Below are 15,085 nucleotides of genomic sequence, written 5' to 3' on the forward strand. Positions count from 1 at the left end.
CCCTACATTTCGTCCTTTTATGTAAGTTATAACTATTAATCGAGTCATATTTTCAAAATGATTAATTCTTCGCAAACAGCCACCATGTAATATCATCAAAGCCAGCAGAATCATAAATATGTCCCCAGAGAAATCCATAGTCAACCAAACTTACTTCAAAGTTCTCCATAAATAGCTTCCCAAAATCACGTTTAAACAATTTATCTTTTTTACCCTGATACTCAATTGATATTGGTGTGCGATTAAAGTACTCACCTATCAAAATATATTTGGATGAATATCTAAACATTTTTTCCATATGGGCAAGTAGTTGATCTGGATTGATATGTATCAATACCCCCATCGTAAAAACTAAATCAAAAGAGTAATTATCAAAGGATGATTCTAAGATTGCTCCATTAAAGATATAAGTAAAATCATAGCGAGAACAGACAAGGTTAAAAGCAGGTTGACTAATTTCAATAATTGAAGGTTTAGCATTAGGCAGAATCCGATTGATTTGCTCGATATTTCGACCAATGTTACAACCACATTCTAAAAATGTGTTTATCTCTCCATCAACATTCGCCAGCATTTTTCTCCATGCTTCAGATCCAAGATTATGATTGAATTCATGATTTTTTTGGATGTAATCTTCAGCGTATGTTGTCGCCCAAAATTTTTCTTGTTCGCTATTGAATGACATTGGCTTATTTTCCTTATAAATTATTTTAAGATTTTCTACTTATGATCATCTACTTATGATCATAGGCGCGATCATCTCGGCACGTATCCAATCCTCTTCATTATCAATATCCTGTACACACCATCTTGGGATCAGAATAGGTAAAGAATGCCGATCAAAAATGCGTTTGCCCTCTAACCAAGCCGATGGTAGTCCCCAATAAAATTGTCCTGCATCATGGAGGGTTCTAGGCAAGTCTTGCGATCTCGTTAAAAAATGGTCTGGGAAAAACATATCGATCCCACCCTCAGGATTTTCTGTAAATGCTCGGAAGATCGGTGCAGCAAAATCTGTTGCTGAAAACGCATAGCTCCAACTACCAGACTCTAAAGCTTGTAAGCCTTTGATCAGATCTATGACCTGCACAAAAGGGGCGGTCGCATAAATACAACAGATAGTAGAAATAGATAGACCTTGATCAATGAGCCATTGAGTTGCATGAGCAATTACTTCAGTTGTCCCCGTATAATCATTGGACAAATCTGCGGGACGTAAAAATGGAACTTCGGCTCCGTAATTTTTGGCGACTTCAGCAATTTCTAGATCATCAGTGGAAACAATAATCTGATCAAATAGTTTAGAGGCGATCGCTATTTCAATTGACCATGCGATCATCGGCTTACCAAAAAAGTTCTTAATATTTTTGCGAGGAATACGTTTACTCCCTCCCCTTGCTGGAATAACGGCAATGTTCATTTCAAAATATCTAACCTTCTATCAAAAATTTAAGGGCTGGGCAGAAATCTGGATTGACGATCTCTTCTAGACTAAAGGGACAAGTTTCAGGGAAGTTATTATCGGGTAAATCGGTTTCAGAGATCGCTAAACCTCTAGCTTCAGACCAACTTTCTGTCAGAGCCTCATCAAGACGAGATTTTAATCCAGGATTACGACGCAGCAATTTATCGATTGATGTTCGCTGCACGCGGATTGTCGCTCGCCAACTGTTAGAACTTCGCCAGTGTTTCACTTGCCATTTGAGCAGATGCGCCACTAATTGCATCAGCCTTGACTCCAACTGATCGTAATGACGATTACCCAAGTCTGTTAGCTCCTCAATGAGATGAGATAAATCTAATAGCTCAAACTGTCCCTGACGCAGTAAATCTGATTGTTGATGTGCCCAACTATAAAAGTCAGCTTCATACAATGTGTCACTCATGTTGGCTCTCCATTAAGTCAAAATCTCTCGTAAGTTGTCAGCCACACGATTTTGATCTTCTTTGCTCAATCCATAATACAAAGGAATACTAATAGCATCTGCATAGTATTCCTCTGATTTAGGAAAATCACCCCATTTAAATCCAATATTTTGATAATAGGGTTGGGTATGAACTGGAATATAGTGCAAATTCACACCAATACCAAGTTGGCGTAACTCTTCAAATACTTGACGATGGGTTTTGGGGATCTTGTCAAGATTTAAGCGAATTACGTATAAGTGCCAACTAGACTCAGTATCAGGATGCTGGCGGGGCAGAGTAATCGGTAAATTTTGCAGCAGATAGTTATATCGTTGAGCTAAAAATCGCCGCCTACTCACAAATTCGTCCAAACGTTGCATTTGGCTTGAGCCTAATGCGGCTTGAATATCCGTCATACGGTAATTAAAACCTAGCTCTAGTTGCTGATAATACCAAGCACCATGAGATTCTCCTTGCATTAATTCTGGATTGCGGGTAATGCCATGCGATCGCAACCGAATTAACTTTTCATACAGATCCTCGCGATTAGTTAGCACCATTCCCCCTTCACCTGTAGTGATAATCTTCACAGGATGAAAGCTAAATACCGCTAAATCAGAAAATTCACAACAGCCGATCGCTTTGCCCTGATATTTACCACCAATCGCATGGGATGCATCTTCTAGAATATGAAATCCATATTGCTGTGATAGAGCCGCGATTTTCTCCATATCGCAGGATTGTCCCGCAAAATGTACAGGTACTAAAACTTTAGGCAAACATCCTTGCTGATCAGCCCCATTTAACTTCTGAGTCAATTCGTCAATACTCAAGTTATAGGTAAATGGATCAATATCCACAAAATCAACCTTAGCACCGCAATATAACCCGCAGTTTGCTGAAGCGACAAAAGTATTTGGCGAAGTCCAGAGATAATCTTGTTCACCTAAACCAATCGCCAAACAGGCAATATGTAAAGCTGCTGTCGCACTCGAAACAGCGATCGCATACTTAACTCCGCAATAATCAGCAACTGCTTGCTCAAAATGATTGATGGCTTTGCCCTGAGTTAACCAATCAGAATGCAATACCTCCACTACTGCATCAATATCTTGCTGACTAATATCCTGTCTACCGTAAGGAATGTAAGAGGTCATACCGTAAAACTCGGATCGACATGGGCTTGAATTAACACACGTAGTTCATCAACAGTTAAGAATTGCTTGTTTTGTCCAGAATTATAACTAAAACCAGCCTCAACCATTTTTGCGCCGCTCGCACAATATCGCTCGATCAGATCCCCATGAACTGGCAAGATCACATAATATTCACCACAATCAACTGTAGTAAAGGAATCTGAAGTCGTAATCATTTCTTCATGCACTTTTTCACCTGCACGAATGCCCACAATGCGCTGCTCACAATCAGGGGCGATCGCGGTGGCAACATCGGTAATATGGTAGGACGGAATCCGAGGCACAAAAATTTCGCCGCCTAAACCATTCTCGATCGCCCAGATCACCATGTTGACCCCTTCTTCCAAGGTGATATTAAAGCGAGTCATCTGCGGATCGGTAATTGGTAAAACCCCTTCATGGCGCTTTTGCAAGAAAAAGGGAATAACTGAACCGCGCGACCCCATGACATTGCCATAACGCACCACACTAAAATGCAGATCCCGCGAGCCTTTGATGTTATTAGCCGCAACAAACAACTTGTCAGCACATAACTTTGTCGCCCCATATAAATTAATCGGAGCAGCCGCCTTATCGGTAGACAGAGCCACAACCCTCTTTACCCCACTGTCTAGAGCCGCCTCAATAACATTTTCAGACCCCAAGACATTGGTACGAATAAACTCGATCGGATTGTACTCAGCAGCAGGAACTTGTTTCAAGGCTGCGGCATGAACTACGATATCAATCCCTTCGCAGGCGCGAGTTAAGCGTCGTACATCGCGAATATCACCAATAAAATAACGTAATCCTGAATGTTTTGTGTCAGAAAACTGTTGAGACATTTCAAACTGTTTTAATTCATCTCGTGAATAAATGACTAATCGCTGAATATTAGGGAATTTTTGGAGAATCAGTTCTACAAACTTTTTACCAAAAGAACCAGTACCACCTGTAACTAGGATTGAGCTTTTTGCATTAATTCGCATAGGGGTTATTACTTGTGAAAACCATACTTCACTAAATAGTTTTGCAAATAGTTTACTTATTAAAACTCTAACCCATACGCTCAAGCGTTAAGATATTGATTGGTTCGTAGATGCGGTTTCGGGGTATCCCAAATCAATGGCTGTTAAACTTGCGCTGGATGATAAACAAGAAATACTTCGCCTCTATCGTGAGTCTGATGCGACCACGACCCAGTTGGCGAAGCAGTTTGGCATTAGTACGAGTACGGTCTTGCGACTGCTACAAGAGCTAATCCCTGCTGAGGAGTATCGACTATTGGTAGGTCAAAAAAAGGCTGAAGGAAAAAGAGGATCGCGGATCAATTACGATATGGGCGGTTTTCAGGTAAATCAGCTTGCTTTGATTCCTGACGATTTGCCACTAACTCCTGAAGCTAGTAACCATGATTGTGAACCAAATTTTGACCAAGGTGATGAAACGGCGATCGCAATGGATGAAAATCTAGATGAAACCCTGAATATTGAAGGAAGCGACCTTGATGACGAAGATCTAGAGGACGATGAAGACGAAGATGAAGATGACTTGGTTGATGAAGATAATCTTGATCTAGATGAGGATGAGCTAGATCAAGACTTCACCGATGAAGATGATGCTGATTCTGGCTTACCAATGTTTGCTGACCTCAGTGGTGGTCATAGTATTGGCGATCGCCTTGAAATCTTGCCCTTAGACAGAGCTGATTTACCTTTAATTTGCTATATCGTCGTCGATCGCATTGCCGAAATTATTACTCGCCCCCTCAAGGACTTTAAAGACCTCGGTGCAATTCCACCTGAGGAGTCACTGTCAAAAACAATTCCAATTTTTGATAATCATCGGGTAGCAAGACGGTTTTCTCATCACAATCAGCGTGTGATTAAGTTTCCTAGCGATTTGATTCATATTACCCGTCCTAAACTTGTCCAAAAGGGTATTACCCGCATTCTGTTTAGCGGACAGGTATACACATTAAATTAGAAGATATAACTATGCACCGCGCTTTGCGCGGTGCATAATTCCCAGTTGAGCAAAAGACAAATATTGTGTTGACTCTTTCCCCAGCGCGGCAAAAGTTTTGGCAAATTGCCCATACACCTGATCAGGACATGTCGATTGACCATTTGCTCGAAGGAGCATTGGCGATCGCATGGGAAGAATATCCGCGTATGGATCTCGGACATTATCGAGAAATTTTTGATCGCATGGTTGCGGATCTGCAACCACGAATTGCCAAAATGCATTACCCACTCAAGGTGGTGCAGGAAATTAATCAATATTTATTTGCCGAACAAGGTTTCTGCGGCAATGACAGCGATTATTACGATCCCCGTAATAGTTTCATCACTGATGTTTTAGAGCGTCGTTTAGGTATTCCTCTGTCGCTATCACTGGTTTATATGGTGATTTGCGATCGCCTTGGATTTCCGATGGATGGAATTAGTTTCCCAGCCCATTTTATTATTCGTCCTCGTCATCCTGATCTAGAGATTTTCATTGATCCCTACAATAAGGGCGAAATTTTATTTCCTGAAGACTGTGCCGCCAAGTTGACACAGCTATATGGCTATGAGATCCCGCTTCAGCCTGAATATCTCGAACCTGTTAGTATGCGGCGCATTTTAGATCGGTTACTCACTAATCTCAAACTGATCTATCTCCGCCGCCGTGAGCCAGACAAAGCCTTAGCCGCCATCGAGCGATCGCTGATGCTCAATCCTGATGTACCAACCCAATGGCGCGATCGCGGTTTAATTTGCTATCAACTTGATCGCTTTACCGAAGCAAGGATTGATCTGGAAAACTATTTGCAAAGTGTCCCCTATGCAGAGGATGGTCGGGTGATTTTACAATTAATTGAAGAAATCAAACCTAAGACTTTGTGATGTGAATAAATCTCGCCTCATAAAGTTTTGAGCATTATGGCTAGTTTTTCTTTGGCTTGCCAACTAGCGTAAGCACTATAAACGCAGCGATCGCCCACACTGACAAACACATGCATAACCTGCAAAGCATTTGTCCAAACCCAAAGTTTTGTCCCTTCTAAACCAGTTTGAATTAACTTCGCCTTGGCAAAATTTTGATTATCAGTTTCGGTGAGATCAAGCGATCGCAGTTTAGAAATTAACTGTGATGTAGGGTCAGTTGAGATCGGTGCAATTATAGGATTTTCCCAAAACTGACGTACAGCATCAGCAACTCTCGGATGATTTTTAAGAGGGGCATGACGAATGTTATCTAGACGGACAAAACTAGCATGGGCAAACTGAGAACAACCCACAGGCACTGTGCCATCGGTATGATGACCAATATCACCAACAATAGAAAGCGTCGGAATTTTTGAGGCGATCGCTTCGGCATTGGGGCGACGATTTGTGCCAAGGTCACGCGCCATCAAGGGGAACCAACGCAATGGATCAAATAATCTGCCGAGATCGGAGCCGCCGACGGGTGACGCGACTAAACAAAGGCTATGGATCTTCGGCAACCATTCAGGATGGCGACTTAAAACCTCTAGCCAGATTAGCCCTCCCATCGAATGGGCAACAATGCGCCATGGTAATTGTGGATGTGTGGCGATTGCCTCTAGGGCGACTTTTTCAACCTTATTAATTAATGGGGCGATCTCTAGCCAAGTATTGAGCCAGCCTAGATCTGGGGTATAGGTAACGGTGTTTGCGTTTGCAAGCGATCGGGCTAATTGAGCAATGTCATGGTACGTATCCGCCCAGCCATGCTGTGCAAACAAGATAAAGTCTTTCTCTTCCTGTGAGTTTTGCGGCGGTAAATTGCTAGGCATAAGTAGATCAACATAGTTAATTACAAAACCCAAAACCGTAAAATTGCGACCCTACGGGTCGCAATTTTACGGTTTTGGGTAACTTTTGCACAAACACTTATGATAATTCTATCGCCTAATTCTTACTCCCCGATACATAACTACTTCCCCAGCATCCGATTTTTGATTAGCTTTAGAATTATTTTTAGTTTCAGATTTTGAACTTGGTTTGAGAGCCTCAACTTCTGACTTAATTGCTAACTCACTCGCTCTAGGTTGTGCAGATCCAGTGTTAGCTCCCAAACTTTTAGCAATTTTTTCCAAGGGCTGGGAAATTAGTGAACAGCCAATCAAAGCTGTTACTCTAGCAACTTCAGCCATTAAATTTTCAGGCGATAGGCGTGGTAACACATCAGATGCCCCTCGCCTCAACGCCCAACTATGTTCAATATCTTTAATTCTTTCTTGTCTAGGATTAAATAACACAACTTTGGTTGGAGCCTGTTGCCTAGATATCCATTGACAAACCGATGATGATTGCAATGTCTCCGAAGTAGGGCTTTTGATCGCCATGTCCATAATCAATAGATCTGGTAACTGTTGGCGATCGCATTTTTCTAGATACTGCACTAAATCCAAGGAAATATTCTCCCAAATTACTTCTAATTGCTGAGTTGCCAAAGCTGTCTGCCACAATTCCCCTTGTGCTTGATCGGTGTGCATCATTAAAACAGCTTTTTTTTGTTCAGCCATTGCTTCTTCGGTTCCCCCATGGATATGAGTTTTGCAACTTAAGTTTTGATTAAGAAAAATTTAACCGATTTTACAAGTGTATTTTGTACTGTAGTTAACCAAAGTCAAATAATAGAGATAGCGCTCTGCGCTATCTCTATTATTTGACTTTGATGGTCGCCATACCTTGTTGCCAATCCACAGGACAAACTTCATCCTCATGGATCTGGGTATGTTGAATTGCTTTAAGAGTACGCAGGGTTTCGTCGATACTACGTCCAAAAGCAAGGTTATTAATGGTGGCATGTTGCACAATACCTACTCTATCAATGATAAATAAACCGCGTAAAGCTGTACCTGCAATAGGATCAAGCACATTAAAAGAGGTAGCGATCGCCTTTGTCAAATCCGAAACAAGGGGACATTTAATATCACCACCCAGTCCACCATCTGCAAGCGGTGTTTGAATCCAAGCTAAATGCGCGTATTGACTATCCACAGAAATACCGATTACTTCTGTATTTAATTTGGCAAACTCTTCATAGCGATCGCTAAAGGCAATCACTTCTGTAGGGCAAACAAAAGTGAAGTCTAGGGGATAAAAAAATAGAACAACATATTTATTCTTTTGATTTTTTTGATAACTAGAAAGCTTAATTTTTGTAAATTCCTGATCAACTACAGCATCAGCCTCAAAATCTGGAGCAGGATTACCCACGCGCAAGAATTCTGACATAACTCATCTAAACCTAATAAAATTCAATCGCGATTCTTGGGCTTAATGTTATCCTAATAACCAACCAGCTTTCTAAATTGCAGTTATGTCACCAGTAAAAGAAGCTCCTTCGGCGATCACCAGCATTGCGAGTTTAAATGGGGAATCAATCCATGGACATCATGGCCCAACTGTAGAACGTCCGTGGGGTTCTTTTACCACACTCGAAGAAGGACGAGGTTACAAAATCAAGCGCATTGAAGTGAAATCAGGGCATCGCCTGAGTTTACAAATGCACCACCATCGCAGTGAACATTGGATTGTAGTTTCAGGTACTGCCAAGGTGACTTGTGGCGACCAAGAAACGATGATTAGCACCAATCAATCCACCTATGTACCTAAATGTACAGCGCACCGCCTAGAAAATCCAGGGGTAATCCCTTTGATCTTGATCGAGGTACAGAATGGCGAGTACTTGGGTGAAGATGACATTATTCGCTTCCAAGATGACTACGCACGTCACGAAAAGAAATAATTAAAACAAGGGGCATAAGCCCCTTGTCTTTTTTTGATAACAAGCAATGGCGATGGCGATCGCGTTTAAAATAGTTGAGGCAATCTAGAATCGTTTCAACGTGAATAAAATTCCTCCCTTTGATGTATCGCAGCAGTATCAACAAATTGGCGATCGCCTCAACAAAGCTGCCTTAGAAGTACTAGCATCAGGGCAATACATTGGCGGACAGACCGTAAGTCAGTTTGAGGCTGAGTTTGCCAGCTATATTGGCTCTGATTATGGTATTGCTTGCAACTCAGGTACTGATGCTCTCTATTTAGCAATGCGAGCCTTGGATATTGGGGAGGGTGATGAAGTAATTACTTCACCATTTACTTTTTTTGCGAGTGCGGAAACAATTAGCATGACTGGGGCAAAACCAGTATTTGTGGATATAGAAGCACATAGTTTCAATATCAATGTGGATCTTATCGAAGCCGCCATCACCGATCGCACCAAAGCAATCATGCCCGTACATTTGTTTGGACGATCCGTTGATATGACGAGTTTGATGGCGATTGCCCAAAAGCATAATCTTTATGTGATCGAAGACTGCGCTCAAGCAACAGGCGCAACTTTCAACGGTCAGAAAGTAGGAAATATTGGGGATGTCGGTTGTTTTAGTTTTTATCCAACTAAAAATCTCGGTGGCTGTGGTGATGGTGGCATGATGACCACTAAAAGCGCTGAAGTTGCTGAGAAATTAAAAATTTTGCGTGAACATGGTAGTCCTAAGCGTTACTACCACGAATATATCGGCATGAACTCTCGTCTGGATTCTTTACAGGCGGCTCTATTACAAGTGAAATTGCCCTATCTCGACAAGTGGAATGCTCAACGTCGCGAAATTAGCGATCGCTATACAGATTTGCTCAAAGATGCAAATATTCCCAATTTTGTAACTCCTAACCATTGCACGGGCAGTGTCTGGAATCAATACACAGTTTGCATCGGTGCAGACAAGCGAGATTCTGTACAGGCACAACTGCGAGAACAAAACATCATTACGATGATTTACTATCCTTTGCCTTTACATTTGCAATCGGTCTATCAACATCTTGGCTATAAAAAAGGCGATTTCCCCGTTACCGAAAATATCTGCGATCGCGTACTATCTTTACCAATGTTTCCTGAACTAAGCGCAGAGCAACAGGAGCGAGTCGTCAGTACCTTAAAAGACATTCTCAAATAATCTCAAGCCATAAAAAAGCGGTGTAGTACACCGCTTTTTTATGATCCAACGATGAAATTTGCATATCGCCTTTATAAATCTTGTCCTCATATTGCCCTTCCACCCATAGGCATATGGTGATTTGGCGCATTTCAGGATCGATAATCCAATATTCGTTAATGCCTCTAGCTGCATACTCTGTACGTTTATAGCGATAGTCGCGATCGCGATTTTCTTGACCAGGGGAAACAACTTCGACCACCAAAACAGGTGCTGGCATTTCTTGGGTAATCGTATTACTGCGTTGACCAGTCATAGCCACAAAACCATCTTCACTGATTACAACTAAATCAGGGAGTCTGACCTTTGCCCTTCTCCCACTAACTACAAGCTCTATGTCTTTATGACAAATTAGTGAAATTGGAAAATATTTTGCCAATTCAAACATTAGTAATTTCGCAATCTGGCAATTTAGAGGCGATTCGGTGGGTATTTTGACTAATTCTCCGTTGACTAGCTCATAGCGTGTATCTGTCCCATCGTCATAGTTGAGATAGTCTTCTATGGTCATTAGTGTAGAGGGGCTAGCTGTAGCTAAAGACATAATTTAAGTCCTCTATTACGCATAACAAAATTGTAGCAAACTCAAAACCCAAGCAAAATGGCGGCGCTTCGTGCCGCCATTTTGCTTGGGTTTTGAGTTTGCACGAAGCGATGTAATACCAAAACATAAAATGGCTACGCCATTTTATGTTTCTAAAACCTTTACTGGGTTTGTTTTTTAATTCATAAAAGTGTGACGACACTTTTATGAATTGGTAATAAGACGATCGCCAGAAAGTAAAGTCTATATAAAGTAATGCCTTTGCCTATAATAATCACATCTGCATTAGGGAATAGTCATGGGTATTCTTAACTCAATGTTTGCAAAATGGAAAAATCCTCAACAGGGGACGGGGAATGCTCCAAATGTGCAGACGATTCAAACTTCTAGTAGCGTCCAACCACCTACTGCACCACAGCCTAGTTCAGCAATGCAGAGATACACGGAGCTAGAGACAGAAATGACGCGATCGCATCAAACATTGCAAACGAAGCCGATTAATCAACCAAAACAATCAGGTGGGTTCAAAAAATTTGGTCAAAGGTTGATTTGGATCGGTGTTTTAGTGGGAATTCCTGTGGGAATTATTTATGTCGTGAATTTGCCCTACCCTGTAATTCGGCAACCAGTGGCAAAGGCAGCTCCACTGTTGCTATTACCCAGCAATATGGCGATCGATGCGAATTTTAAACAAGCACAATCAAGTATTGAAGAAGCGAAACAGTTAATCGAATCGCCCACAAGTCCATCTGACTTAGATCGTGGGGATCTAAAACTCAAGGAAGGTAAAACTGCCCTAGATGCAATTCCTGCATGGTATATCGCGGATTGGGCAGACTATTCGCGGGGGTATTACGGTTGGGGTTATGATTGGCGCTTTACACCTGCGGGTTTACAATCATCGAGGATGAAGGCTGGACAACTAGAAGCGAAAGTATTTCAAGAGAAAAATGCTCAGATTACGCTTACTGATGCTGAGCAAGAAATAACGATGGCAAAAACTGTATTCCAACAAGCAACGAAACCGACAGATAAAAAAGTGGCGATCCAAAACTGGCAAGGAGCGATCGATCGCTTAGCCCAGATTCCACCACAGACGCTGGCGGGACGCAGGGCGAAGCAAATGATCAGCACTTCGACTAGGGATTTAAAGGAAGTGGGAGGGCTTGCCGCAGGTAATGAAAAATCCTTGTCATTGATTAGTGCTGCTGAAGGGTTTGCAAAAAAAGCTGCTGAATCGGGGCGCAATCCTCCCCATTCCACCGCTCGCTGGAATGAAACTGCCAGAATGTGGCAAGAGGCAATCAATCTGTTAGGAAAGATGCCTGCTAATGATGTGCAGGGTTATGCTGAAGCACAAAGACAGCTAGCAGAATATCGATCTAGTCTTTCAGAAGTGAGAGTACGGTTACAGAATGAACAGGAGGCAGTTCAATTTTTTGATAATGCTAATCAGAAGCTTACGGTTTTGTGGGCAAGTAAAGGTTTAGATCGAGGTGAAGCAACCTCCCGCTTTATGGCAATCAATAATGATTTAAATAAGATTAAAAATGGAACTACGGTTTACTTGAAGGCTCAGGAGGTGAAGATCCAAGTTGAGAATCGGTTGAAATTGTTGCAACAAGCAAAATAATTTATTTTAGGATAGACCGCACAAAGTATTGGCTATTCTAGTTCCTTAAGCCAAAAACATTAAATTATGACCAAATTTCACTTTCTATCGGATATTCAAAAACCTTGGCACTACATGGACGTAGAGCAAGTATTGGCAGCTTTGGAATCTTCGATGGAAGGTTTATCCTATGTAAATGCGCGTCAAAGATTGCGGTATTTGGGAGCGAATAAACTACCGCGATCGCGTCCCATCAGCAAAGTTCTCTTACAACCTTTAATCAATCCTTTGACTTATCTTTTATTAGGATCAGCAATTTATTTGCAATGGAATGGGGCTGAAGGATGGGCGCTAATTTCTGTGGGAATATTGCATAGCGTAACAGGGCTTGTTGTTTCGATATGGTCAATTAAAACTAAAGAGAAGGTCAGTCGTGATCGCCCCCAACGCCGCCAAAACACTCCCTCTAATTCGGTGATTGTATTACGCGATCGCGAAGAGATGGAACTGCCATCACGGGATTTGGTCATCGGTGATGTATTGTTACTGCGAGAAGGCGATCGCCCAAATGTCGATCTGCGCGTACTAGAGACATCAGAGGATTTACTGGTAAATCAAACTAATTTAGGTGGTGAAGCAATTTGTGCTAAGCGAGCTGAGCTTACCTTTGAAGAAAAAACTCCACCCCTTGAATGCAGCAATATGATTTATGCGGGAACAGAAATTTCCACAGGAACCGTCAAGGGTATTGTGATTGCGACAAGTCGTTTCACCCAAGAACAGGCGGCTCTAATCAAAGAGAAGCCATTTTCAGTTATCCATTCCGAATTACGTCAACTACGCCAAGTCTGGATTGGGATGCTTCTGTTAGTAACAACTACAGCGATCGGTTTTGCATGGCAACGTGGAATTACGATCAATGCGATGACTGCTGCTGCCTTAGTTGTTAGCACCTATCCTCAAAATTTATTACGCATTGCTACACAAGTCCAATTATTAGGGATGTGTGATCTTGCCAAACAGAGAATCTGGGTGAGGTTTCCTTCTGTCTTAGATGCGATCGCCAGAGTAACCAAAATTGTGCCGATAGTCGAGTCCGATGTAGTGCTGAGCTTTGACAATTTAAGTCGCGCAGGCATTGAATGGCGGGGATTTATCAGAGCTTCTGAAGATGACGCAGTCGCATTTGGCAACGTAATTGGTATTGAAACCCATAGTTATTTTGATGCGCCTCAAGAGAGAATTCGCCAATGGCAAAGAGAATATCCTAAATCCAACCAAAAATCTTTAAATGCTGTTGCTGTAATTGGGAATGATATTGAAGATATTCCGCTGCTCAGAGCCGCCGATGTTGGAATCTGCGATCGCACATGTCGAAAAGAATTGCAAGATAGTTCAGCCATGATTTTACCAAAGGAAGATTTCCATTATTTACCGACCGCGATTCTCGAAGGAAGAGCCACCTTTGATCGGTTACAACGGATAGCCTTACTTACGGCTGCAAGTTCCTTTACGTTAGCAGTACTAACTCTCATGGATACTGCCGCAGGATTCTCCATACCACCATTGCAATTAATTTGGGTAGGGGCGATCGCGACACCACTTGTTGCTTTTCCGCTAGCGCTTGAGCCAACCCATGAGAGTCTGCTATCACAACCAGCACATCGTTTTCAAACTATGTTGCGCCTTAGCAATTACCTCCGCATTTTGGTCACTGTCACCGCCACGATTACTGCCATTTCCCTAGTCTTCTGGCTAAAGTATCAAGGACAGCCTGCGATGTTGTCCCAAGCGCGATCAATGGCTTTTGTCACCCTTGGTTTCAGCCAGATTTTCCATGCCTGTGCGATCGCCCGTCAAAGTGTATTTAGCAACTTACCACTGATTCTTGGTATATCTTTGATCGCAATTTTTCAAATAGCCTTTGTGCAATCTCCTTGGTTTGGCGATCTGATGTCAACGGTTCCTTTAAATGGTGTTGAATGGGCGATCGCGGTTCTCAGCGCTACTGCTGTATTTTGGGTACAAGAACTAATCAAAACGAGTTAAGTAGATAGACTTAATGGCAATTTCCCAAACTCGTAAGGTTCCACCCCGCAGGGACCCAACCGCTTACCTATCGGTTACTTGAAAATACAGCAGAACGTATTCAAGTTTTGCAGAGGCTTAGACAAATTGGTTCTTAGTATTGGCGATGTGAGGAGTTGGGCGATTGCTATTACTGTGAGTTATGCTTTTTAAGCGATCGCTTCAACAATATATTTGCGGTAGTCTTACAGAGATACGTCAATCAAAAATATCAAGACATTTCTCAAGAGGTGCAAGTCCAACCCAAACCTAAACGTCATCTGACTATACAGATGGACGAATCATGGTCATTTGTCGGTAACACCGACAATCAACTGTGGGTATAGTTAGGTCTTGATGTTGAGATTCGTAAAATTGTTGGTTGTTATACAGCGCTTTGCGCTCAATTACCCCCCAGAGAAATTTTTAGAAGCGGCGCGGAGCGCCGCTTCTAAAAATTTCTCTGTACTGCTCAAAGCCTCAATAGGCTGTATTGGCGATCACTCTGGTGCATCAGCTTAAAAGTTATGGGATTCTCTACCTCCAGTCTATCGTCAGTGTGCTGTCTGTTACACCGACTTCTGGTAGCTTATCCGAATGTTCTTCCCAGTAAGGGGCATCGGGCTGTGGGTAAAGAAACAGGTAAAACTAGTAGACAGTCAAAGGGTTATTGACGGATAGAGACGAAGCAATTTAATGCGAGCATCAGCAGTAGTAAATTGCTAGTTAACTTTACACGAGAGAGAATTCCTGCGATTTTC

At 42.1% G+C, this 15,085-nt stretch carries 16 protein-coding genes; 7 read left to right on the forward strand and 9 right to left on the reverse strand.

Annotated features, from left to right (window positions below; all coding sequences use genetic code 11):
- Positions 1–61: 61 nt before the first annotated feature.
- From B9G53_RS14905 to pseB, 5 genes are read right to left on the reverse strand one after another with little or no spacing between them, the layout of a single operon-like run.
- A complete protein-coding gene (locus B9G53_RS14905; protein WP_094533643.1) occupies positions 62–685 on the reverse strand; it encodes a pseudaminic acid biosynthesis-associated methylase in 624 nt (207 codons plus the stop codon).
- Between the two features lie 45 nt (positions 686–730).
- Positions 731–1,420 carry a pseudaminic acid cytidylyltransferase gene (gene pseF / locus B9G53_RS14910; protein ID WP_094533645.1) on the reverse strand — a complete coding sequence of 230 codons (690 nt, stop codon included), beginning with the start codon at positions 1,418–1,420 and terminating at the stop codon, positions 731–733.
- A 10-nt stretch (positions 1,421–1,430) separates the two neighbouring features.
- On the reverse strand, positions 1,431–1,886 hold the full coding sequence (locus B9G53_RS14915; protein ID WP_094533647.1) for a DUF29 domain-containing protein: 456 nt from the start codon (positions 1,884–1,886) through the stop codon (positions 1,431–1,433).
- 12 nt (positions 1,887–1,898) lie between these two features.
- A complete protein-coding gene (gene pseC, locus B9G53_RS14920) occupies positions 1,899–3,065 on the reverse strand; it encodes a UDP-4-amino-4,6-dideoxy-N-acetyl-beta-L-altrosamine transaminase (protein ID WP_094533649.1) in 1,167 nt (388 codons plus the stop codon).
- Positions 3,062–4,072, reverse strand: a complete 1,011-nt coding sequence (pseB, locus tag B9G53_RS14925; RefSeq protein WP_094533651.1) for a UDP-N-acetylglucosamine 4,6-dehydratase (inverting) — start codon at positions 4,070–4,072, stop codon at positions 3,062–3,064. The genes pseC and pseB overlap by 4 nt, the downstream gene beginning before the upstream one ends.
- A 136-nt stretch (positions 4,073–4,208) precedes the next feature.
- Here pseB and B9G53_RS27450 point away from each other — a divergent pair, with 136 nt between their 5' ends.
- Together B9G53_RS27450 and B9G53_RS14940 are read left to right on the forward strand one after the other, a co-directional pair.
- On the forward strand, positions 4,209–5,069 hold the full coding sequence (locus B9G53_RS27450) for a helix-turn-helix domain-containing protein (protein WP_176453229.1): 861 nt from the start codon (positions 4,209–4,211) through the stop codon (positions 5,067–5,069).
- 68 nt (positions 5,070–5,137) lie between these two features.
- Positions 5,138–5,974: a SirB1 family protein gene (locus B9G53_RS14940; RefSeq protein ID WP_094533683.1), complete on the forward strand. Its 837-nt coding sequence runs from the start codon at positions 5,138–5,140 to the stop codon at positions 5,972–5,974.
- Between the two features lie 17 nt (positions 5,975–5,991).
- Here B9G53_RS14940 and B9G53_RS14945 read toward each other — a convergent pair whose 3' ends face one another.
- From B9G53_RS14945 to B9G53_RS14955, 3 genes are all read right to left on the reverse strand, one after another.
- Positions 5,992–6,888 carry an alpha/beta fold hydrolase gene (locus B9G53_RS14945; protein ID WP_094533656.1) on the reverse strand — a complete coding sequence of 299 codons (897 nt, stop codon included), beginning with the start codon at positions 6,886–6,888 and terminating at the stop codon, positions 5,992–5,994.
- Between the two features lie 108 nt (positions 6,889–6,996).
- On the reverse strand, positions 6,997–7,620 hold the full coding sequence (locus B9G53_RS14950) for a response regulator (protein ID WP_094533658.1): 624 nt from the start codon (positions 7,618–7,620) through the stop codon (positions 6,997–6,999).
- 139 nt (positions 7,621–7,759) lie between these two features.
- Positions 7,760–8,335, reverse strand: a complete 576-nt coding sequence (locus B9G53_RS14955; protein ID WP_094533660.1) for a peroxiredoxin — start codon at positions 8,333–8,335, stop codon at positions 7,760–7,762.
- A gap of 85 nt (positions 8,336–8,420) precedes the next feature.
- On the opposite strand from B9G53_RS14955, the gene B9G53_RS14960 reads away from it, so the two are divergent.
- Both B9G53_RS14960 and B9G53_RS14965 read left to right on the forward strand, forming a co-directional pair.
- Positions 8,421–8,849 carry a cupin domain-containing protein gene (locus tag B9G53_RS14960; protein ID WP_094533662.1) on the forward strand — a complete coding sequence of 143 codons (429 nt, stop codon included), beginning with the start codon at positions 8,421–8,423 and terminating at the stop codon, positions 8,847–8,849.
- 100 nt (positions 8,850–8,949) lie between these two features.
- Positions 8,950–10,062: a DegT/DnrJ/EryC1/StrS aminotransferase family protein gene (locus B9G53_RS14965; RefSeq protein WP_094533664.1), complete on the forward strand. Its 1,113-nt coding sequence runs from the start codon at positions 8,950–8,952 to the stop codon at positions 10,060–10,062.
- On the opposite strand, the gene B9G53_RS14970 is transcribed toward B9G53_RS14965, so the two are convergent.
- Positions 10,055–10,645, reverse strand: coding sequence for a Uma2 family endonuclease (locus B9G53_RS14970; protein ID WP_094533666.1), 591 nt, complete (start codon positions 10,643–10,645; stop codon positions 10,055–10,057). The genes B9G53_RS14965 and B9G53_RS14970 overlap by 8 nt on opposite strands.
- 298 nt (positions 10,646–10,943) lie before the next feature.
- On the opposite strand from B9G53_RS14970, the gene B9G53_RS14975 reads away from it, so the two are divergent.
- The 3 genes from B9G53_RS14975 (at position 10,944) to B9G53_RS26840 (ending at position 14,671) form a co-directional block, all read left to right on the forward strand.
- On the forward strand, positions 10,944–12,278 hold the full coding sequence (locus tag B9G53_RS14975) for a hypothetical protein (RefSeq protein ID WP_094533668.1): 1,335 nt from the start codon (positions 10,944–10,946) through the stop codon (positions 12,276–12,278).
- A gap of 66 nt (positions 12,279–12,344) precedes the next feature.
- Positions 12,345–14,306 (forward strand): cation transporting ATPase C-terminal domain-containing protein, encoded by a 1,962-nt coding sequence (locus B9G53_RS14980; protein WP_094533670.1) that lies wholly within the window; start codon positions 12,345–12,347, stop codon positions 14,304–14,306.
- A gap of 155 nt (positions 14,307–14,461) precedes the next feature.
- On the forward strand, positions 14,462–14,671 hold the full coding sequence (locus B9G53_RS26840) for a hypothetical protein (RefSeq protein ID WP_141211791.1): 210 nt from the start codon (positions 14,462–14,464) through the stop codon (positions 14,669–14,671).
- Positions 14,672–15,085: the final 414 nt, after the last annotated feature.

Origin of the sequence: Pseudanabaena sp. SR411 (assembly GCF_002251945.1) — a bacterium.
Taxonomy (GTDB): Bacteria; Cyanobacteriota; Cyanobacteriia; order Pseudanabaenales; family Pseudanabaenaceae; genus Pseudanabaena.